The organism is Actinomadura sp. NPDC000600 (assembly GCF_040492135.1).
Classification (GTDB): Bacteria; Actinomycetota; Actinomycetes; order Streptosporangiales; family Streptosporangiaceae; genus Spirillospora.
Genome location: NZ_JBEUPD010000025.1, coordinates 25,728 through 45,599, shown reverse-complemented (window position 1 = coordinate 45,599; position 19,872 = coordinate 25,728). Strand labels below are relative to the sequence as shown.

Genomic DNA, 19,872 nt, shown 5'->3' with positions numbered 1-19,872 from the left:
TTTTACCTCCCATGATCGGGTAGCTGAACCCAGTGTCTCCGTGAATGTCAGACGCAAGGGTTGTCATTGGGCGGGACGACCGGGGCTGGGAGGGCACGATGGTGAGCGGTGCGGCTGTGAGCGGGACGGCAGGGAGCCGGGTACGGCCGCTGCTCACCGAGGTGGGGCTGCTGGCGGTCCTGTTCGCCTTCTACAAGTGGGGGCGGACGCTGATCGAGCAGGGTCCGGGCCAGGCGATGTCGAACGCGCACCTGCTGTGGCGGTTCGAGCGGGAATGGCTGCCGAGCGAGGTCGGATTCCAGCATTGGGCGCTCGGGTGGGACCATGCGGCGTTCCTCGCCAATGTCTATTACGTGAGCGTCCATTTCCCGGGGACGACGCTGCTGCTGGTCTGGCTCTATGTGCGGCACAGGCCGTCCTACGCGCGGGTCCGCAACGAACTGGTGGCGCTGACGGCGGCCGGCCTCGTGGTGCACACGCTGTTCCCGCTTGCGCCGCCCCGGCTGGCGGGGATCGGGGCCGTCGACACGATGCTGGCCGTGGGGCCGTCGGCCTACCCGGCGGCGGCCGACGGGATCGCCAACCAGTACGCGGCCATGCCGTCCCTGCACATCGGCTGGGCGATCCTGGTGGCCGTGGCGGTGCTGCGGGTGTCGCGGAGCCGGTGGCGGTGGGTGGTGGCGCTGCACGCGCCGCTGACGGTCCTCGTGGTGGTCGTGACGGCCAACCACTACTGGACGGACGGGATCGTCGCCGCGCTGCTGCTGGCAGGCGCCATGGCGCTGGTTTCACTGGCGGGGCGGATAAGGCAAGCTGTGGGCCATGTTGCCGACGCACACGAGCTCCGAGGTCCCGGACGTCCCGGTGGCGGTCCTGCCGATCGGGAGCCACGAGCAGCACGGCCCGTTCCTGCCGCTCGCGACGGACACGGTGATCGCGTGCACGATCGCGGCGGAGATCGCGAAGGCGCACCCGGTGCGGCTGCTCCCGCCGGTGACGATCTCGTGCTCGCATGAGCACGCCGACTGGCCCGGGACGGTGAGCATCTCGGCGGCGGCCCTGTACGCGGTGGTCAGGGACGTCGCCGAGTCGCTGCGGCGGGCCGGGGTGCCCAAGCTCGTGCTGGTCAACGCGCACGGGGGCAACTACGTGCTCGGCAACGTCGTCCAGGAGGCGCACGGCGACTTGGCGCTGTTCCCAACGCTCGAGCACTGGGAGGCGGCGGAGAAGGCGGCGGGCGCCGAGACGCCCGCCCTCAGCGACATGCACGCCGGGGAGCTGGAGACCTCCATCCTGCTGCACGCCCATCCGGAGCTGGTGCGGGACGGCTACCAGAGCGCCGACCACCTGGCCGACGACCGGCGGCACCTCCTGACGACGGGGATGGCGGCCTATACGAAGTCCGGCGTCGTGGGGCGGCCGTCACTGGCCAGCGCCGACAAGGGCCGGGACACGCTGCGGAGCTTCGTCGCGGCGTTCGGGGAGGTCCTCGCGGTGCTTCAGCAGCAGCGCGGCCGCGCCGGGCAGCGACGCGATGAAGGTCAGCACGCCGTACACGACGGAGACGGTCAGGCCCTGCGCTGAGCCGAGCCCGGCCGCGCCGAACGCCAGGGCGAGCACGGCCTCGCGCGGCCCCCAGCCGCCGACGTTCACCGGCAGCACCATCACCAGGAGCGCCAGCAGGAGCAGCGGCAGGAGGGTGCGCAGCGGGGCCGTCGCGCCGACGAGGCGGGCGGCGACGACGAACAGGGCCAGGTGCCCGGCCAGGGCCGCGGCCGACAGGCCGGCGATCGCGGGCCAGGCGCGCAGGGCCGCGCGCACGTCGGTGAGGGCCGGCGCCAGCGCGCGCCGCCGCCACCGGGCGAGGACCAGCACCACCACGAGGACGCCGCCCGCCGGGACGAGCGCGGGCGCCATCGCCGACACCAGCGCGGGATGGGCGAGCAGTGCGGCGACGCCCGCGGCGACCGCGACGGCCTGGCCGGCGACGCGTTCGAGGAACACGGCCCGCACCCCGCGCGCCACGTCGCCCGACCGGTGCCCGTGGCTCACCGCGCGGTGGACGTCCCCGAGCACGCCCGCCGGAAGGACCGCGTTGAGGAACTGGGCCCGGTAGTAGTCCGTGACGGCCCCGCCCAAGGGCAGGTGGAGCCCGAGCCGCCGCGCGACCAGCCGCCAGCGGGCCGCGCTGAGCACCGTGGTCAGCAGGCCCAGGGCGAGCGCGGTGGCCACGGCCCCTGCGTCGACGGCGTGGAGCGCGTCCACGAACGCGTCCGTGCTGTGCCACCACAGGAGCGCGGTGAGGATGCCCAGCCCGACGAGCAGGCGCAGCCAGGGCCAGATCTTCGTCACGATGCGCTCCCGGGGAGGACGAGGAGGTCGACGTGGTGGACCTCGGCGGTGAGGCGCCCGGCGGCGCACTGGGCCAGGCGGCGGCCGAGGTAGTCCTCGGTGAAGGGGGCCAGGTTCGGGTCCTGCTCGACGGCGGCGGCGACCCAGCCGCGCAGCCACTCGGCGGTCAGCGCGGCCTGGCCGGGGCCGAGCCGCCACGGGCTCGGACGCGCCTGGACGGACGCGCCGCGCCGGCCGAACGCCCGGGTCGCGGCGGCGACGGCGTCCGGGCCGAGGTGCCCGCCGCGCCGCTGGTGGGCGTCGAAGGCGGCGGCGAACTCGGCGTCGAGCGGCTCGGACGGGGAGAGCCGGACGCGGCCGACGACCGACAGGGTGAGCAGCACCGGGCAGGCGGCCGCGGCGGCGATCGCCTCGACCTCGGCGGCGGTGAGCACGTCCAGCAGCGCGGACGCGGTGACGAGCGACGCGCCCACCAGGTCCGACGCGCGGAGATCGCCGATGCCGCCCGCGCGCGTCTCGACCGTCGCGGGCGTCCCGTCGGCGGTGGTGTAGGAGCTCGCGCGGGCCCGTTCGAGCAGGCGCGGGTCGGCGTCGTGCAGGATCCAGTGCTGCGGGCCGCGCAGCCGCCCCGACAGCCAGCGCCCCTGCGAGCCGGTGCCGCAGCCGAGGTCCCAGATGACCAGTGGCCCGTCCGGCGGGAGCGCGGCCCGGAGCGGATCGAGCAGCTCCGTGGCGCGCGCCGCGGCGTCCGCGTCCTCGCGCAGCTCCAGCCAGGTGGGATCGAATCCCGTCACGGCGTCCTCCCTTGCCTGGCCGTCCTCCAGCCGGCCTCCGGCATCGGCGTCAATCCCGGTCATTCGCGCCTCCTTGCGGGGACGCCCCCACGCGCCCTGGAAAGGACTGGTCTCTTCGAAGCCGCGACAGGACGGCGGCCATGCGGCGGGCGGTGTCGTCCCAGCCGGGCAGCGCGCCGCGACGCAGCCGGGCGGAGGCGCGCAGCCGCTCGCGCAGCTCCGGTTCTACGAGCCAGCGCCTCAGGGCCGCGCCGAGCGCGGCCGGGTCGTCGGGCGGGACGAGGATGCCGGGGACGGCACCGGACGGATCCCAGCCCAGCGTGTCGGGCACCCCGTCCACCGAGGTCGCGATCACCGGGACGCCGCGTGCCAGCGCCTCGGTCACGACCATCCCGTACGTCTCCGCGCGGGACGCCAGGACGAGCAGGTCGGCGCCGGCGTAGGCGTCCTCCAGCCGCTTGCCGGTCAGCGGCCCCGCCAGCTCGACGCGCCCGTCGAGGCGGTGCCCGGCGATCGCCCGGCGGAGCCGCGCGACATGGCCGGCGTCGCGCCCCAGCGGCCCTACGCACTCGCAGTGCCAGGACAGGTGCGCGACGGTGGCGAGCGCCTCGACGAGGACGTCGTGCCCCTTGCGCGGGGTCACCGACGCCACGCACAGCAGGCGCGCCGCCCCGTCGGTGCCGGACGCGAGGGGCGCGGGGTCGGTGCCCGGGGCGACGGCGTGGACGCGGGACGGCTCCAGGCCGTGGTGGGCGATCAGGTGGTCCCTGGCCCACGGGCTGGTCGCGATGACGGCCCCGGCCGCCTCCAGGACCTTGCGTTCGCCCGCGTTCAGGTCGGCCTGTCCGGGTTCGTCCGCCAGCGGGAGGTGGACGAGGACGGCGAGCCGCAGCCGCCCGGCCTCCGGAACGACGACCTCCGGGACGCCGCACGCCACCAGGCCGTCCATCAGGACGACGGAGCCGTCCGGCAGCGCGGCCAGCGCGCGGCCCAGCTCGGCCCGGGCCGCCTCGCCGGGGCGCGGCCACGACCCGTGCACCGCCACTTCCCGGACGGGACGTCCCGACGCCGCGAGCTCCTCGCAGAGCCGCCGGTCGTAGCGGTTCCCCCCGCTCGGGACGCTCGCGTCGTCGACGTCGCCCGGGAGGACCGCGCACACCTCGCGGGACGTCACAGCTCACGCTCGTAGCTGGCCCAGGCGACGTGCGACTCGTGCAGCGTCACCGTGAGGCCCGACAGGCCGGCGGCGTTCGCGCCGAGCGCCCCGGCGCGCACCCGGTCCGCGAGCCGGTCGGCGATGACCTTGGCGAGGAACTCCGTCGAGGTGTTGACCCCGGCGAACTCCGGCTCCTCGTCCAGGTTGCGGTAGTTCAGCCCGCCCAGGACCTCGCCCAGCTCGCTGGTGGCGAGCCCGATGTCGACGACGATGCCGTCCGGGTCGAGGTCGGCCCGGCGGAACGTCGCGTCGACCACGTAGGTGGCGCCGTGCAGCCGCTGCGCGGGCCCGAAGACCTCGCCGCTGAAGCTGTGCGCGATCATGACGTGGTCGCGGACGGTGATGGCGAACAACGAACGTCCTCCTCGGTAGAAGATCCGGCTCGGTGGTCGATCCGGTCGAACGATCCGGCGCCGGGCGATCCGGCTCTGGGTGATCCGGCTCTGGGTGATCCGGCTCAGTAGGCGATCCGGTGGCACAGGGCGGGCAGCTCGCCGCCGGCGAGGCGCGGCATCAGCCGCGGCAGCTCGCCGAACGGGCTCTCCCCGGTGATCAGCTCGCCGAAGGCGGGGTCGGCGAGCAGCCGCAGCGCCAGCGCGATCCGGTCGGCGAAGCCGCGGCTCGCCCGGCGGGACGGCGGGACGGCGCCGACCTGGCTGCCCCGGATCGTCAGCCGCCGCGAGTGGAAGAACTCCCCCAGCGGGACGCGGACCGGCCGGTCGCCGTACCAGCTCAGCTCGACGACCTCCCCTTCGGGCGCGAGCAGCTCCAGCGACCGGGCGAGCCCGGCCTCGGTCGCGCTCGCGTGGACGACCAGGTCGCAGCCGCCCTCGGCCTGGTCGGGATGGGCGAACCCGACGCCGAGCGCCCGCGCGACGTCCGCGCGGGACGGGTCGGTGTCGACCAGCTGGACGCGGCATCCCGGGAACCCCGCGAGGACGCCGGCGACCGAGCAGCCGACCATCCCGGCGCCGACGACGGCGATGCGGTCGCCGACGAGCGGAGCCGCGTCCCACAGCGCGTTCACGGCGGTCTCGACCGTCCCGGCGAGGATCGCCCGCTCCGGCGGCACCCCGTCCGGGACGGCGGTGACCGCGCTCGCCGGGACGATGTAGCGGGTCTGGTGCGGGTAGAGGCAGAACACCGTGCGCCCGGCCAGCTCGGCGGGGCCGTGCTCGACCACGCCGACGTTGAGGTACCCGTACTTGACCGGCCCGGGGAACGTCCCGTCCTGGAACGGCGCCCGCATGATCGCGTGCTGGTTCGGCGGGACGCCGCCGCGGAACACGATCGCCTCGGTGCCGCGGCTCACCCCCGAGAACAGCGTCCGGACGACCACCTCCCCCGGTCCCGGCTCCGGCAGGACGACATCGCGGATCTCCCCCTCACCGGGCGACCGGATCCAGAAGGCGCGCGCGTCGCGCTCCATCCGTGCTCCTCCCCCGCGTCCCAGCCGCCTCCTGCGTCTCCATCGTCGCCGAAGCCTCCAGAGTCTCCTGCGCCTCCATAGCCTCCAGCGCCTCGCCACTGGCCGCGTGCCGCCGCTTCGCCAGCCACACCACGTCCCGTCCGAACGACCACACCAGCAGCGCCAGCGCCGCCGCCGCGAGCGCGCCCGGATGCGGGACGGCACCCGACGCCGCGACGACCAGCGCCACGCCCTGCACGACGGCGACGGCCTTGCGCGCGACGCTCGGCGGCAGGTCCGCGCGCAGCCACGGCGCCGCCCAGGCCGCCGCGCCGAACGCGTACCGCATCCCCCCGATCGCCAGCACCCAGGCCCCCGCCGACGACGCGACCTCGACGCTCAGCACCAGCACCAGGACGGCGTCGGTCTCCATGTCGAACCGCGCCCCGAGGCGGGACACCGTCCCGGTGCGCCGGGCGACCTGCCCGTCCACGCCGTCCAGGACGAGGGCCGCCGACGCGACCGCGACGAGCGGCCAGGCGCGGGCGTCACCCGTGAGATGCCCCGCCACCAGCGCCGCGACACCCCCGGTGAGAACGACGCGCGCCAGCGTCACATGGTCGGCCGGACCCAGCGCCGGCCGCCGGCGGAACGCGGCGGTCAGCACCGCCCACGAGGCCAGCGCGTACCCGATGCCCACGGCCAGGCCCGCGTGGCCGGGGCGGAGCAGCGCCAGCAGTCCGAGCTGCGCGACGACGGCGGCGGCCAGCTCCGGACCCCGGGTCAGCCGCGGCCGGCGCGGCGCCGGGAGCCTCACCAGGGCCGGGCGCGTGAGCGTCATCGGCCGCGTCATCGGCGGACCTCGCTCACCGTCGCCTCGCCGAGCGCCTCGCCGAGCGGCCCCGCGGAGCCGTCGAGCTGCGGGAGGTCGTGGCCGAGCCGGTCGCGCTTGGCGGTGAGGTAGCGGACGTTGTCGTCGCTGACCGGGACCAGCAGCGGCACGCGCGCCGCGACGGCGATGCCGTAGGACTCCAGCGCGCTGACCTTGACCGGGTTGTTCGACATCAGCCGCACCGACCGGACGCCGAGGTGCCGCAGGATCCGGGCGGCCGCGCCGTAGTCGCGCACGTCCACCGGCAGCCCGATGGCGGTGGCGGAGTCGACGGTGTCGAGGCCCTGGTCGTCCTGCAGGATGTGGGTCCGGACCTTGGCCACCAGCCCGATCCCGCGCCCCTCGTGGCCGCGCAGGTAGACCAGCACGCCGGCGCCCTCCCGGGCGATGGCGTCCAGGGCGGCGCCGAGCTGGTCCCCGCACTCGCAGCGCGTCGCGGCGAAGATGTCGCCCGTCATGCACTCGGAGTGCATCCGGACGAGCACGTCCTCGCGGTCCCGCACCTCCCCCCGCACCAGCGCCATGTGCTCGTGCCCGTCGACCGGGTCCCGGAACGCGACGGCGCGGAAGACGCCCCGCCGGGTCCTGAGGTCCGCCTCCGCGATGTCCTTCTGGTCGATGCCCGCGTCCATCGCTCCCCTTCCCTGGCTACACAACCACCCCTAATACGTGGCGAACGTACGAGGTGGTTGTGTCCCAAAACGGTCCGTACAACCGATGGCACGCAGGGGAGGCGCCCCAGGGTTCAGCCCAGGCGGGTCCGGACCACCAACTCGTGGAGGGCGCGGCGGTTCGCGGGCGCGTCGGGGAGGGCGCTGCGGTCGCGTTCGCCCTCCAGCCGGACGGTGAGCGCGGCGACGTCCTCCCGCAGGCGGTCGATGCCGGGCGCGTCCGCGGGCAGGGCGCCGTGCTCGGCCGCGCGCTTCGCCTCGATCAGGTCGGGCAGGTAGGACGGCCCTTCGCCGGCGAGGCGCGTCAGGTCGGCCTCGACCTCGCCGGTCCGCATCAGGTGGACGCCGGTCAGCAGCACCCGGAACGTGTAGAGAAGCGGTTTGAGCTCCCGTGACCGTTCGAACAGCGTCCATTGGGAGCGCGCGAAACCCAGGTAGTGGTGGGCGTGGTTGGACGTGACCAGACCGGGGACGAGGGCTTTCAATTCGTCGTGCACGGGCGAGGTGGCCACGACGAGCGGCGACATGACCTGCTCCAGGACGTAGCCGTTGCGGCGGAGGAGCAGCGTGCAGAACTTCGCCAGGTCGTGGGTGACCGCGTCGGCCTCCACCCCGGCGTGGTCCCACATCAGCGTGACCGTCTCCTCCCCCGTCTCCAGGCCGACTATCTCCTCGGGCGGCAGCAGGTGGACGCCGCGCAGGTCGACGTCGGAGTCCCGGGACGGGAAGCCGTACAGGTGCGCGCCGCTGACGGTGAGGAACGCGCGGGGGTAGGGGTGGTCGGCGGCGAAGCGGTCGACCATGCCTTCGGGGAGGTTCACCAGGTCACGCTCCTGCGTCGGACGGAGAACAGCAGGTCCTCGACCGCGGCGCGGTCGGGTTCGGGCGGCAGCGGGCTGCGGTCCAGGGCCGCGTCCATCGAGCCGGCGACGGAGGCGCGCCACGCGCCGATCTCGTCCCAGCCGACCTCGCCGCGGCGGACGGCGAGGAGCCGGTCGCGCAGGTCGCCGACCTCGACCCGGGGCTCGCCGTGCCGGACCAGGTGCGCGCCGCTCTCCAGCAGCCGCAGCATGTGCATGACGTGCTTCCAGCGCGGCGCGCCGCCGTTGCGCAAGTCGCCTTCCAGCTTGCGGAACTGGGCCTCGGCGTAGCGGAGGAACGTGCGGTGCGCGTGCCGCGACAGGAACGCCGACCGCACGGCCAGCAGCTCCTCCCCGACCGGCGTGGCGCGCTCGACCAGCGGCGACCACAGGCACTCCAGGACGGTCGGGTTCGCGTCCAGCGCCAGCTCGCAGAAGCGCTCCAGCTCCCAGGAGAACTGCTCGGGCAGCGGGCCGTCCAGATGCGTGGGCGGCTTGGTGAAACGCCAGTACAGGGGCGCCGGGGCCGCGTAGACGCCGCGCCGGTCGACGTCGCTGTCCGCGGTGGCCAGCCCGTAGGCGCGCGACCCGGTCACGACCGACAGGATCGTGTGGTCGCGAACGAGGTCGAGCGCGCCGGAGGGGTCGGTTGTCGTCACGCGGGCAGCCTGGCGCAGGAGCCTCCGCATGTCGACCGGATTGTCCCGCTTGTGCAAGCCGGTTACAGATCGGCCACGGACTTGCAGAAAGTTTCTGCAAGAGCTTTACGGGACTGAAACACGTTGCTAACGTCCCGGTCCAGCCACCCCCATCTCTTGACCTGCGGGACGGCGGCCCGGTGAGGGACGTCCCGCGAAGGAGGACACCATGCGGCGCACCCCCCTGATCGGCGGCACCGTCGTCTGCGCCGCCCTCGCGCTCTCGCTCTCCGCCTGCGGCGGCGATGACGACGGCGGCTCGAAGGGCGGCGTGGGCGCGGCGAGCCTGCAGGGCCGCGGTCCGATCACCTTCGTGACCGGCAAGGACCGCTCGGGCTACCTGCAGAAGCAGATCGACGGCTGGAACGCCGAGCACCCGAAGGAGCAGGTCCGCATCATCGAGCTGCCGGACGAGCCGAACGACCAGCGGCAGCAGATGATCCAGAACGCCACTACCAAGTCCGACGCCTACTCGGTGCTGAACCTCGACGTCGTGTGGACGGCCGAGTTCGCCGCCAACCGCTGGCTGGCCCAGCTGCCCAAGGACCAGGTCGACCTGTCCAAGATGCTGCCCGCGACCATCGCCACGGGGCAGTACCGCGACAAGCTGTACGCCGTGCCCTCCACCTCCGACGCCGGGATGCTCTACTTCCGCAAGGACCTGCTGGAGAAGGCCGGCATCACCGACCCGCCGAAGACCTACACCGAGATGTGGGACGACTGCGCCAAGGTCAAGAAGCTGCCCGAGGCGAAGGACGCCGACTGCTTCTTCACCGAGGTCAACAAGACCGAGAGCATGACGATCAGCGCGGTCGAGGCGATCGAGAGCGCCGGCGGCTCGATCATCGGCCCCGACGGCAAGCCCTCGCTGAGCACCCCGCAGGCCAAGCAGGGCGTCGAGTTCCTCGTCGGCGCCAAGAAGGACCACATGCCGAAGGAGGCCGTCACCCTCGACACCGAGGGCGGCCGCCGCTACTTCCAGTCCGGGAAGCTGGTCTTCCAGCGGCAGTGGCCGTACCAGTACGGGCTGGCGAACTCCAAGGACGGCTCGTCCAAGGTGGCGGGCAAGTTCGCGGTCGCGCCGCTGCCCGGCCCGAACGGCCCCGGCGTCGCCAACCTCGGCGGCCACAACCTCGCGATCTCCGCGTTCGCCAAGAACAAGGCGACCTCGCTCGACTTCATCCGCTACCTGACCGGTGAGCAGGCGCAGCGCGCCAACCTCCTCGCCACCTCGCAGGCGCCCACGGTCGCGGCGCTGTACGACGACCCGGAGATGGTCAAGAAGTTCCCGTACCTGCCCGTACTCAAGCAGGCCATCGCGAACGCCAAGCCGCGCCCGGTCGCGGTCAAGTACGGCGACGTGACCGCCGCGATCCAGGGCGAGATGTACGACGCGGTGACCGGGAAGAAGCCCGTCGACCAGGCCCTGACCGACCTGCAGTCCAAGCTCCAGCCGCTGACCGCGCAGTGAGCGGGATGACCACCACCGAGAGCGCGCCCGCCGCCGGCACCGCCGCGGCGGGCGCGCCCCGCGGCCGCGGGAAGGGCGACGTCCAGGGGACGCGGCGGCTCGCGGCGCTGCTGCTGTCGCCCACCCTGCTCGTGCTCGCGCTCGTCATCGGCTACCCGGTCCTCGCCGGGTTCCGCGAGTCGCTGTACGCGCGGGGCGAGGGGCTGGACGCCGACGGCTTCGTGGTCGAGGGCGACCGGTTCGTCGGGCTCGACAACTACACCGCGATCTTCCAGGGCGACCGCGCCGACGCGTTCTGGAACGCCTTCTCCAACACCACGTTCTTCACCCTCACCACGGTCGTGCTGGAGACGGTGATCGGCGTCGCGATGGCGCTGATCATGCAGCAGGCGTTCCGCGGGCGGGCGCTGGTGCGCGCGAGCATCCTCGTCCCGTGGGCGATCCCGACCGCGATCTCCGGCCTGCTGTGGCGCTGGATCTTCCAGGCCGACGGCGCCGCGAACGCGGTGCTGCGCCAGGAGATCCTGTGGACCGCCGACGGCTTCCCCGCCAAGATGGCCGTCGTCATCGCCGAGGTGTGGAAGACCTCCCCGTTCATCGGGCTGCTCGTCCTCGCCGGCCTCCAGATGATCCCCCGGGACGTCTACGAGGCGGCCAGGGTGGACGGCGCCGGCCCGGTCCAGCAGTTCTTCCGCATCACCCTGCCGCTGGTCAAGCCCGCGCTGCTGGTCGCCGTGCTGTTCCGGATGCTGGACGTGCTGCGGATGTTCGACCTGCCCGCCGTGCTGATCGGCGTGAACCAGAAGTCCGTGGAGACGCTGACGATGATCGCCTGGTTCGAGGCCTCCAACCTGCGGTACGGGTCGGCGGCGGCGTACGCGACCGTCCTGTTCCTGTACATCGCGCTGATCGCGTACCTGTTCGTGAAGCTGCTCGGCGCCGACATCATCGGCGAGGCCCGCCAGAAGACCGGCCACCGGAAGACCGGGCGCGCACGCGCCGTGCGGTCCGGGCGCGGCGGAAGGAGGGCGGCGGCATGACCGGCTCGCCGATGAAGCGCACGCTGTCCTACCTCGGGTTCGCCGCCGTGGCGGCGTACTGCCTGGCGCCGTTCTACTGGATGGTGGTCTCGGCGTTCCGCCGCCCCCAGGACCAGTTCGACAACTCGGTCGTCCCGGCGCGGTGGTCGTCGGAGAACTTCTCCGCGGTGTTCTCCGGCGACAACGGCTTCGGCCGCGCCCTGCTGAACAGCGTCATCGTGGCGGGCACCACCACCGTCCTCACCCTGCTGATCGGCACGTTCACCGCGTACGCGCTGGCCCGGCTGGACTTCCGGTTCAAGAACGCGGTGCTCGGGCTGATCGTCGCGACCACGATGTTCCCGGGAATCTCGCAGCTGGTCCCGCTGCTGAAGCTCTTCACCGACATCAAGTGGATCAACACCTACCAGGCGATGGTGCTGCCCAGCCTCGGGTTCGCGCTGCCGCTGTCGGTGTGGCTGCTCACGGCCTTCTTCCGGCAGCTGCCGTTCGAGCTGGAGCAGGCGGCGATGGTGGACGGCTGCACCCGCGGCCAGGCGTTCCGCAAGATCATCGTCCCGCTGGCGGCGCCCGGGGTGTTCACCACGGCGATCCTCACCTTCATCGCCGCGTGGAACGAGTTCCTCATCGCACTGTCCATGGTCAACAAGAAGGAGATGCAGACCGCCACGGTCGCGATCTCCAAGTTCACCGGCGTCTCCGGGTTCGACCAGCCGTTCGGCACCCAGATGGCGGCCGGGGTGATCGTGACCGTCCCGCTCATCGCCGTGGTGCTGGTCTTCCAGCGCCGGATCGTCGCCGGGCTCACCGCCGGCGGCGTCAAGTAGCTCCCGACAGCTCCCCGACCAGAAGGATGTTCATGACCCAGGACACCCTGCTCGTCCCCGCCTCCGGCGACCGCGGCGGAGGCACCCGCTGGTGGCGCGACGCCGTCATCTACCAGGTGTACGTGCGCAGCTTCGCCGACTCCGACGGGGACGGCGTCGGCGACCTGCCGGGCGTCCGGTCCCGGCTGCCGTACCTGGCCGGCCTCGGCGTCGACGCGCTGTGGCTGACCCCTTTCTACGTCTCCCCGATGGCCGACTTCGGCTACGACGTGGCGGACTACCGCGACGTCGACCCGCTGTTCGGCACGCTCGCCGACGCCCGCGACCTGATCGCGGACGCGCACGCGCACGGGCTGCGGATCATCGTGGACGTGGTGCCGAACCACACCTCCGACCGGCACGCCTGGTTCCAGGCGGCGCTCGCCGCGGCCCCCGGCTCGGCCGAGCGCGCCCGCTACGTCTTCCGCGACGGGCGGGGCCCCGGCGGCGCCGAACCCCCGAACGACTGGGAGTCGGTGTTCGGCGGCCCCGCCTGGACGCGGGTCCCCGACGGCCAGTGGTACCTGCACCTGTTCGCCCCCGAGCAGCCCGACCTGGACTGGGAGAACCCCGAGGTCCACGCCGAGTTCGCCGACATCCTGCGGTTCTGGCTCGACCTCGGGGTGGACGGCTTCCGGGTGGACGTCGCGCACGGCATGGCCAAGGCGCCGGGCCTGCCCGACGTGGGCCACCCGAACCAGGTGGAGATGCTCGGCACGGCCGTCCTGCCGTACTTCGACCAGGACCCCGTCCACGCCATCCACCGCGAGTGGCGCCGCCTGCTCGACTCCTACGACGGGGAGCGGATCGCCGTCGCCGAGGCGTGGGCGCCCACGCCGCAGCGGCTCGCCGACTACACGCGCCCCGACGAACTGCACCAGGCGTTCAACTTCCACTACCTGACCGCGCCGTGGGAGGCCGACGGGATGCGGGCGGTAATCGACGAGTCGCTGCGCACCGCCGGGGCGGTCGGCGCGCCCGCGACCTGGGTGCTGTCCAACCACGACGTGAAACGGCACGTCACCCGGTACGGCGACGGCGAGACCGGCCTGCGGCGCGCCCGCGCGGCCGCGCTGCTGACGCTCGCGCTGCCCGGCTCGTCCTACGTCTACCAGGGCGAGGAACTGGGCCTGCCGGAGGTGCTGGACCTGCCGGAGGAATTCCAGCAGGACCCGCAGCGGCTGCGCGGCGAGGGCGCCGGCCGCGACGGCTGCCGCGTCCCGCTGCCCTGGGAGGGCGAGGAGCCGCCGTTCGGGTTCGGCGCGGGCGCCGCGCCGTGGCTCCCGATCCCCACCGAATGGCGGGACCTGACCGTCGCGGCGCAGGACGGCGATCCCGGCTCCATACTGGCGCTCTACCGCGAGGCGCTGCGCATCCGCCGCGAACACCCGGCGCTCGGTGACGGCGATTTGTACTGGATCGCGAGCCCACCCGGCACACTGGTCTTCGTGCGTGAGGCCGGGGGCGGGAACGGGCGGCTCGCATGCGCGATCAACATGGGCGACACCACAGCCCGCGTCAGTGTGCGGGGCACCCCGCTCCTCGCGAGCGGACCGGTCCACACGGACGGCTCCGTGAGCGGCGGAGACGTCGACCTGCCCCCGGACACCGCGCTGTGGTGGGACGCCGAGGAGGGATAACTTGAAACCCATGACGACGCGCCTGGCGGACATCGCGGCACATGCCGGGGTGAGCGAGGCGACGGTGAGCCGCGTGCTCAACGGCAAGCCGGGCGTGTCCCCGACCACGCGCCAGGCGGTGCTGACCGCCCTGGACGTGCTCGGCTACGAGCGCCCGGCCCGGCTGCGCCAGCAGCGGGCCGGGCTGATCGGGCTGATCATTCCCGAGCTGACCAACCCGATCTTCCCGGCGTTCGCGGAGGTGATCGAGAGCGCCCTGGCCCGGCACGGGTACATGGCGGTGCTGTGCTCGCAGGCGCCGGGCGGCGTCGCCGAGGACGACTACATCGAAATGCTGCTTGAGCGCGGCGTCGCCGGGATCATCTTCGTCAACGGCCTGCACGCCAACGCCAACTCCGACCGCGCCCGGTACGCGCGGCTGATCGAACAGGCCCTCCCGATCGTCCTGGTCAACGGCTACCGGCCCGACATCGACGCGCCGTTCATCTCCAACGACGACGTGGCGTCGATGGAGGCCGTCGTCGCGCATCTGGCCGCAATGGGCCACCGCCGGATCGGCCTCGCGATCGGACAGGACGTCTACGTGCCGACGCGGCGCAAGACCGAGGGGTTCCGGCGCGGGATGGCCGCGCACACCGGGCTCACCGCGGACGAGGTGGACGAGCTGATCGTCAACACCATGTACACGGTCGAGGGCGGGCAGGCGGCCGCCGCGAAGCTGCTCGACGCGGGCTGCACGGCGATCTGCGGCGGCAACGACATCATGGCGCTCGGGGCGATCCGGGCCGCCCGGGCGCGCGGCCTCCAGGTCCCCGAGGACGTGTCGGTGACCGGCATGGACGACTCGCTCCTCACCGCCTACCTCGACCCCCCGCTGACCACGGTCCGGCAGTCGGTGCGGGAGATGTCGATGGCCGCGGTGAGCACCGTCCTGGACGAGATCCGCGGCGCCCGCGCGCCCCGCACCGAGCTGCTCTACCGGCCGGAACTGGTCGTCCGGCGGTCCACGGCGCCGGCCCCGGCGGCGGCCCGGCTGTCCCCCGTCAAGGAGGGCTGACCGGGCCCTGACGGGGTGTCGGACCAGGCCTGACCAGGGTGCCGCGGGAGACAGCTTCTTGTAACGGTTGTGTTTCGACACATTGACAGTGAGCCGCGTCACGGTCTTTCATCCGTGGGAGCGCTCCCACACCGATGCACCACGACAACCTGAGAGGGGTCCGCCATGAGGGCCATCATGCGGCGCGGACTGAGTACGGCGATGGCGGCGGTACTCGTCGGCGGCCTCGCCGTCGCGTGCGGCGACGGCGACGACGACAAGGGAGGCTCCGACAGCGGGCCCGTCGAGCTCACCGTCGACGTCTTCGGCGAGCCGGGTTACGACGCGCTCTACAAGCAGTACGAGCAGTCCCACCCGAACGTGAAGATCAAGCAGCGCAAGGTCTCCACGCTGGACGAGTACAAGCCGCGCATCCAGCAGTGGATGGCGACCGGCAGCGGCGCCGGCGACGTCGTCATGCTGGAGGAGGGCATCCTGCCGCTGTACATGCAGCAGAAGGCCAAGTTCCTCAACCTGTTCGACTACGGCGGCAAGGACCTGGAGAAGAACTTCCTGCCGTGGAAGTGGCAGATGGGCCTCAGCCCGGACGGCAAGCAGCTCGTCGGCCTCGGCACCGACGTCGGCCCCCTCGCCATGTGCTACCGCAAGGACCTGTTCAAGAAGGCGGACCTGCCCACCGACCGCGCCGAGGTCGGCAAGCTCTGGCCGACGTGGGACGCGTTCCTGTCCACGGGCCAGAAGTTCCAGCAGAAGGTGCCCGGCACCAAGTGGCTCGACGGCCCCACCGCCGTGTTCCGCGCCACCGTCCTGCAGAACGCCGGCGCCGGACCGGGCTACAGCTTCTTCGACAAGAGCAACAACCTCGTCTTCGACAGCAACCCGGCGGTCAAGCAGGCGTTCGACACGGCGCTGAAGTTCGAGCAGAGCAAGCTCACCTCCGACATGTCGATCTTCACCCCGCCGTGGCAGACCGCCCTCAAGCGGGACACTTTCGCGACCCTGCCGTGCCCGTCCTGGATGCTCGGCGGCATCGAGGAGTTCGCCGGCGACTCGGGCAAGGGCAAGTGGGACGTGGCGACCACGCCCGGCGGCGCCGGCTACTGGGGCGGCTCGTGGCTCGCGGTGCCCAAGCAGACCAAGCACGCCAAGGCGGCCGCCGAACTCGCCAAGTTCCTGACCTCCCCCGAGGGCCAGGTCGGCGCGTACAAGGCCTCGAACGTCTTCCCGTCCTCGCCGCAGGCCGCGCAGGACCCGGCGGTCGCGGGCGCCAAGAGCGCCTACTTCAACGACGCCCCCGTCGGGCAGATCTTCGGCCAGCTGGTGGCCGGGGTGAAGCCGGTCTACCTCGGGCCGAAGCACGAGGACGTGCGGGCCGCGGTGGAGAACGTCCTGGTCTCCGTGGGCCAGGGCCGGCAGAAGCCCGATGAGGCCTGGACGAAGTCCGTCGACGAGGCGAAGAAGGCCGCCCGCTAGCCGGCGGTCCCCCGACCACGGCGGCGGCGCCGGCCGACACCTCCCCGCCGGCGCCGCCGCCGTTCCCACTTCCCGCTTCGTCCCGTCCTCGGAAAGGAGGCGCACGACGTGACCACCGATCTGCGCCCCAACCGGAACGGCCCGCCGTCCGCCTCGCCCGCGGCGGCGCCGCCCGGGCCGCGCAGCGCCTGGCGCGCGCGGCTCACCCGGCTCGACGTGAAGGGCGCACCCTACGCCTTCATCTCGCCGTTCTACCTCGTCTTCCTGGTCTTCGGCGCCTTCCCGCTCGTCTACACGCTCTGGGTCTCCCTGCACGACTGGGAGCTGGCGTCCGGGACGCGCAAGTTCGTCGGGCTCGACAACTACGACTACCTGCTGGGCGACGCCGACTTCTGGCACGCCACGGTCAACACCCTCGGGATCTTCGTCCTGTCGACCGTCCCGCAGCTGCTGCTCGCGCTGCTCATCGCCAACACCCTGAACCGGCGGATGCGGCTGCCGACGCTGTTCCGGATCGGGATGGTCGCCCCGCTGGTCACCTCGACCGCCGCCGTCGCGATCGTGTTCACCCAGATGTTCGACCGGGACTGGGGCATGGTCAACTGGGCGATCGGGCTGATCGGCATCGACCCGATCAGCTGGCAGAGCAGCCGCGGCTGGTCCTGGGCCGCCATCGCGATGATGGTGGACTGGCGCTGGACCGGCTACAACGCGCTCATCTACCTCGCCGCCATGCAGGCGATCCCGAAGGACCTCTACGAGGCCGCCGCGATCGACGGCGCGTCCCGGATCCGGCAGTTCTGGCAGATCACGGTCCCGATGCTGCGCCCCACGATCATCTTCACGGTGATCATCTCGACGATCGGCGGGCTGCAGCTGTTCACCGAGCCCGTCCTGTTCAGCGTCGGCACCCCCAACAAGATGGACGGCGGCGCGGGCCACCAGTTCCAGACGATCACGATGTACATGTACGACAACGCTTTCGGCCATGACCGGTACGGCTACGGCGCGACCGTCGCCTGGGCGCTGTTCGTGATGATCATCGTGTTCTCCCTGATCAACTTCCTGGCCGTGCGGCGCACGGGAGGCTCCAAGTGACCACGCTCCTCGCCGGCCCCGACGGCCGGCCCCAGGGCGGCAGGCGCGCCGCCGCCCACCCCGGCCGCTACCGCGGCCTGTGGAACGCCAGCCCGCTGACCTACCTCACGCTGATCGTGGCACTGGCGCTGTCGATCTTCCCGATCTACTGGATGATCATCGTGGCGACCCGCACGAACAGCGTGGTCGCCGACGTCCCGCCGCCGCTGCTGCCCGGCGCCCACGGCGGCGACAACGTCGGCCGGCTGTTCGACAACCCCGAGGCCTACTTCGCCAAGGGCCTGCTGAACTCGGCGATCGCCTCCGCCGCGGTGACGGTCTCCACGGTCTTCTTCGCCTCGCTGGCCGGGTTCGCGTTCGCCAAACTGCGCTTCCGCGGCAAGAACGGACTGCTGCTCACCATCATCGCGACGATGATGATCCCGGTGCAGATGGGCATCATCCCGCTTTACATGATCATGGTGAAGCTGGGCTGGCAGAACCACCTGCAGGCGGTCATCGTCCCGTTCCTGGTCACCGGGTTCGGGGTGTTCATGATGCGGCAGTACGCCGACCAGGCCGTGCCGGACGAGCTGATCGAGGCGGCCCGCGTCGACGGGTGCACCACGTTCGGCATCTACTGGCGGGTCGTGCTCCCCGCGCTGCGCCCCGCCGCGGGCGTCCTCGGGCTGTTCACGTTCATGCAGACCTGGAACGAGTTCATGTGGCCGCTCGCGGTGCTGAGCCCGGACAACCCGACGGTGCAGCTGTCCATCAACAACCTGGCGAACGCCTACTTCAAGGACTACACGCTCATGTTCGCCGGCACCAGCGTGGCGATCCTGCCGCTGCTCGTCGTGTTCATCATTTTCGGCCGCCAGATCATCGGCGGGATCATGGAAGGTGCTGTGAAGGCGTGACCTCCCTCAAGGACGACACCAGCGCGGCTCCCGCCGCACCTTTCCCGACCGGGTTCCGCTGGGGGGCCGCCACCGCGGCCTACCAGATCGAGGGCGCCGCGGGCGAGGGCGGGCGCGGACCGTCCATCTGGGACACCTTCTCCCGCACGCCGGGCAAGACCCTGGGCGGCGACACCGGCGACGTCGCGGTGGACCACTACCACCGGTTCCCCGAGGACGTGGCGCTCATGGCCGACCTCGGCCTCACCGCGTACCGGTTCTCGATCTCCTGGCCGCGCGTGCAGCCCACCGGGGCCGGGGACTTCAACCCCGAGGGCCTCGACTTCTACCGGCGGCTGGTCGACGCGCTGCTGGAGGCGGGCATCGAGCCGTGGCCGACGCTCTACCACTGGGACCTCCCGCAGCCGCTGGAGGACAAGGGCGGCTGGCCCGAGCGGGACACCGCCCACCGGTTCGCCGAGTACGCCGACCACGTGCACGCGGCGCTCGGCGACCGCGTCACGAACTGGATGACGGTCAACGAGCCGTGGTGCGCGGCTTTCCTCGGCTACGCGTCGGGCGACCACGCGCCCGGGCGCATCGACCCCTCGGCGTCCCTGCTGGCCGCGCACCATCTGATGCTCGGCCACGGCCTGGCCGTGGACGCGATGCGCGCCCGCCGCCCGGACAACCGCTTCGGCGCCGCCGTCAACCTCTACGCGGTCTCCCCCGCCACCGAGGACCCCGCCGACCTGGACGCGGCGCGCCGCATCGACGGGCTGCAGAACCGGCTGTTCCTCGACCCGCTGCTGCTCGGCCGCTACCCCGACGACGTCCTCGCCGACACCTCGGTCTACGGGTTCACCCCGCCGGACGCGGACCTCGCGGTCATCAACCGGCCGATCGACCAGCTCGGCATCAACTACTACTCGCGGCACACCGTCGCGGGCACGCCCGGCGAGGCGGCGCAGACGGCGTCGTCGCCGTTCGCGACGAACTCCCCGTGGCCGGGCAGCGCCCACGTCCGGTTCGTCTCGGCCGGACGCCCGGTCACCGGGATGGGCTGGGAGATCGACGAGAGCGGGCTGCACGAGGTGCTGACCCGGCTGCACCGCGAGTACCCGGCCGTCCCGCTGTACATCACCGAGAACGGCGCCGGCTACGACGAGGTTCCGGACGGCGATGGCACGGTCCAAGACGCCGGCCGCATCGCCTATCTCGACGCCCACCTCCGGGCGTGCCACGACGCCATTTCCGAGGGCGTCCCGCTGCGGGGCTATTTCACATGGTCGCTGCTGGATAATTTCGAATGGGCTTGGGGCTACTCCAAGCGTTTCGGGCTGGTCCACGTCGATTACGCCACGCAGCGCCGGGTGCCCAAGCACAGCGCACGGTGGTACGCCGGAGTGATCCGGCGGGGCGGGCTGCCCGAGCGGGGCTGACTCGGGGGCGACGGTA

The 19,872-nt window shown here is 72.4% G+C and carries 19 protein-coding genes and 1 pseudogene; 11 read left to right on the top strand and 9 right to left on the bottom strand.

The window, feature by feature from the left end; all coding sequences use genetic code 11:
- Nucleotides 1–98 precede the first annotated feature (98 nt).
- Nucleotides 99–1,016 (top strand): phosphatase PAP2 family protein, encoded by a 918-nt coding sequence (locus tag ABWI07_RS30045; protein ID WP_502912872.1) that lies wholly within the window; start codon nucleotides 99–101, stop codon nucleotides 1,014–1,016.
- Nucleotides 910–1,428 (top strand): annotated as a pseudogene (locus tag ABWI07_RS30040) (creatininase family protein); the annotation flags it as partial. The gene ABWI07_RS30045 and the pseudogene ABWI07_RS30040, both read left to right, overlap by 107 nt.
- Here ABWI07_RS30040 and ABWI07_RS30035 read toward each other — a convergent pair.
- The 9 genes from ABWI07_RS30035 to ABWI07_RS29995 form a co-directional block, all read right to left on the bottom strand.
- The gene (locus ABWI07_RS30035) at nucleotides 1,423–2,352 is read right to left on the bottom strand and encodes a lysylphosphatidylglycerol synthase transmembrane domain-containing protein (protein WP_149262390.1); all 930 of its coding nucleotides are present in this window, start codon (nucleotides 2,350–2,352) and stop codon (nucleotides 1,423–1,425) included. The pseudogene ABWI07_RS30040 and the gene ABWI07_RS30035 overlap by 6 nt on opposite strands.
- The gene (locus ABWI07_RS30030) at nucleotides 2,349–3,209 is read right to left on the bottom strand and encodes an SAM-dependent methyltransferase (protein WP_353820571.1); all 861 of its coding nucleotides are present in this window, start codon (nucleotides 3,207–3,209) and stop codon (nucleotides 2,349–2,351) included. The genes ABWI07_RS30035 and ABWI07_RS30030 overlap by 4 nt, the downstream gene beginning before the upstream one ends.
- Entirely contained in the window at nucleotides 3,196–4,320 is a 1,125-nt protein-coding gene (locus ABWI07_RS30025; RefSeq protein ID WP_149262389.1) for a glycosyltransferase family 4 protein, read from the bottom strand. The genes ABWI07_RS30030 and ABWI07_RS30025 overlap by 14 nt, the downstream gene beginning before the upstream one ends.
- Entirely contained in the window at nucleotides 4,317–4,715 is a 399-nt protein-coding gene (locus ABWI07_RS30020; protein ID WP_149262388.1) for a 6-pyruvoyl trahydropterin synthase family protein, read from the bottom strand. The genes ABWI07_RS30025 and ABWI07_RS30020 overlap by 4 nt, the downstream gene beginning before the upstream one ends.
- Nucleotides 4,716–4,819: 104 nt before the next feature.
- Entirely contained in the window at nucleotides 4,820–5,791 is a 972-nt protein-coding gene (locus ABWI07_RS30015; RefSeq protein ID WP_353820570.1) for a zinc-dependent alcohol dehydrogenase, read from the bottom strand.
- Nucleotides 5,748–6,623, bottom strand: a complete 876-nt coding sequence (locus ABWI07_RS30010; RefSeq protein ID WP_353820569.1) for a CDP-alcohol phosphatidyltransferase family protein — start codon at nucleotides 6,621–6,623, stop codon at nucleotides 5,748–5,750. The genes ABWI07_RS30015 and ABWI07_RS30010 overlap by 44 nt, the downstream gene beginning before the upstream one ends.
- Nucleotides 6,620–7,294 carry a GTP cyclohydrolase II gene (gene ribA, locus ABWI07_RS30005; protein ID WP_149262385.1) on the bottom strand — a complete coding sequence of 225 codons (675 nt, stop codon included), beginning with the start codon at nucleotides 7,292–7,294 and terminating at the stop codon, nucleotides 6,620–6,622. The genes ABWI07_RS30010 and ribA overlap by 4 nt, the downstream gene beginning before the upstream one ends.
- A gap of 113 nt (nucleotides 7,295–7,407) precedes the next feature.
- A complete protein-coding gene (locus tag ABWI07_RS30000; RefSeq protein WP_353820568.1) occupies nucleotides 7,408–8,154 on the bottom strand; it encodes a nucleotidyltransferase domain-containing protein in 747 nt (248 codons plus the stop codon).
- Entirely contained in the window at nucleotides 8,151–8,852 is a 702-nt protein-coding gene (locus ABWI07_RS29995; protein ID WP_235037159.1) for a nucleotidyltransferase domain-containing protein, read from the bottom strand. Before ABWI07_RS29995 ends, ABWI07_RS30000 begins: the two co-directional genes overlap by 4 nt.
- Before the next feature lie 208 nt (nucleotides 8,853–9,060).
- Here ABWI07_RS29995 and ABWI07_RS29990 point away from each other — a divergent pair, with 208 nt between their 5' ends.
- The 9 genes from ABWI07_RS29990 to ABWI07_RS29950 all read left to right on the top strand — a co-directional run bounded on the left by ABWI07_RS29990 (nucleotide 9,061) and on the right by ABWI07_RS29950 (nucleotide 19,856).
- A complete protein-coding gene (locus ABWI07_RS29990) occupies nucleotides 9,061–10,362 on the top strand; it encodes an ABC transporter substrate-binding protein (protein WP_353820567.1) in 1,302 nt (433 codons plus the stop codon).
- A 5-nt stretch (nucleotides 10,363–10,367) separates the two neighbouring features.
- Nucleotides 10,368–11,402, top strand: coding sequence for a carbohydrate ABC transporter permease (locus ABWI07_RS29985; protein ID WP_353820566.1), 1,035 nt, complete (start codon nucleotides 10,368–10,370; stop codon nucleotides 11,400–11,402).
- A complete protein-coding gene (locus ABWI07_RS29980) occupies nucleotides 11,399–12,229 on the top strand; it encodes a carbohydrate ABC transporter permease (protein ID WP_149262381.1) in 831 nt (276 codons plus the stop codon). Before ABWI07_RS29985 ends, ABWI07_RS29980 begins: the two co-directional genes overlap by 4 nt.
- 32 nt (nucleotides 12,230–12,261) lie before the next feature.
- Nucleotides 12,262–13,908: a glycoside hydrolase family 13 protein gene (locus ABWI07_RS29975; RefSeq protein WP_353820565.1), complete on the top strand. Its 1,647-nt coding sequence runs from the start codon at nucleotides 12,262–12,264 to the stop codon at nucleotides 13,906–13,908.
- Nucleotides 13,909–13,918: 10 nt separating this feature from the next.
- Complete coding sequence (locus ABWI07_RS29970) at nucleotides 13,919–14,965, top strand: LacI family DNA-binding transcriptional regulator (protein ID WP_149262379.1); 1,047 nt, start codon at nucleotides 13,919–13,921, stop codon at nucleotides 14,963–14,965.
- A gap of 177 nt (nucleotides 14,966–15,142) precedes the next feature.
- Nucleotides 15,143–16,438 (top strand): ABC transporter substrate-binding protein, encoded by a 1,296-nt coding sequence (locus ABWI07_RS29965; protein ID WP_353820564.1) that lies wholly within the window; start codon nucleotides 15,143–15,145, stop codon nucleotides 16,436–16,438.
- 108 nt (nucleotides 16,439–16,546) lie between these two features.
- Nucleotides 16,547–17,536, top strand: coding sequence for a carbohydrate ABC transporter permease (locus tag ABWI07_RS29960; RefSeq protein ID WP_235037157.1), 990 nt, complete (start codon nucleotides 16,547–16,549; stop codon nucleotides 17,534–17,536).
- Nucleotides 17,533–18,435, top strand: coding sequence for a carbohydrate ABC transporter permease (locus ABWI07_RS29955; protein WP_149262378.1), 903 nt, complete (start codon nucleotides 17,533–17,535; stop codon nucleotides 18,433–18,435). Before ABWI07_RS29960 ends, ABWI07_RS29955 begins: the two co-directional genes overlap by 4 nt.
- Nucleotides 18,432–19,856 (top strand): GH1 family beta-glucosidase, encoded by a 1,425-nt coding sequence (locus ABWI07_RS29950; protein ID WP_353820563.1) that lies wholly within the window; start codon nucleotides 18,432–18,434, stop codon nucleotides 19,854–19,856. The genes ABWI07_RS29955 and ABWI07_RS29950 overlap by 4 nt, the downstream gene beginning before the upstream one ends.
- Nucleotides 19,857–19,872: the final 16 nt, after the last annotated feature.

What these genes read in the sequence shown, in the direction of transcription:
- ABWI07_RS29990 (WP_353820567.1), top strand. Translation starts at nt 9,061, where the DNA reads ATGCGGCGCACCCCCCTGATCGGCGGCACCGTCGTCTGCGCCGCCCTC.
- ABWI07_RS29965 (WP_353820564.1), top strand. Translation starts at nt 15,143, where the DNA reads ATGCGGCGCGGACTGAGTACGGCGATGGCGGCGGTACTCGTCGGCGGC.
- ABWI07_RS30045 (WP_502912872.1), top strand. Translation starts at nt 99, where the DNA reads ATGGTGAGCGGTGCGGCTGTGAGCGGGACGGCAGGGAGCCGGGTACGG.
- ABWI07_RS29985 (WP_353820566.1), top strand. Translation starts at nt 10,368, where the DNA reads ATGACCACCACCGAGAGCGCGCCCGCCGCCGGCACCGCCGCGGCGGGC.
- ABWI07_RS29980 (WP_149262381.1), top strand. Translation starts at nt 11,399, where the DNA reads ATGACCGGCTCGCCGATGAAGCGCACGCTGTCCTACCTCGGGTTCGCC.
- ABWI07_RS29970 (WP_149262379.1), top strand. Translation starts at nt 13,919, where the DNA reads ATGACGACGCGCCTGGCGGACATCGCGGCACATGCCGGGGTGAGCGAG.
- ABWI07_RS30030 (WP_353820571.1), bottom strand. Translation starts at nt 3,209, where the DNA reads ATGACCGGGATTGACGCCGATGCCGGAGGCCGGCTGGAGGACGGCCAG.
- ribA (WP_149262385.1), bottom strand. Translation starts at nt 7,294, where the DNA reads ATGGACGCGGGCATCGACCAGAAGGACATCGCGGAGGCGGACCTCAGG.
- ABWI07_RS30010 (WP_353820569.1), bottom strand. Translation starts at nt 6,623, where the DNA reads ATGACGCGGCCGATGACGCTCACGCGCCCGGCCCTGGTGAGGCTCCCG.
- ABWI07_RS29975 (WP_353820565.1), top strand. Translation starts at nt 12,262, where the DNA reads ATGACCCAGGACACCCTGCTCGTCCCCGCCTCCGGCGACCGCGGCGGA.
- ABWI07_RS30015 (WP_353820570.1), bottom strand. Translation starts at nt 5,791, where the DNA reads ATGGAGCGCGACGCGCGCGCCTTCTGGATCCGGTCGCCCGGTGAGGGG.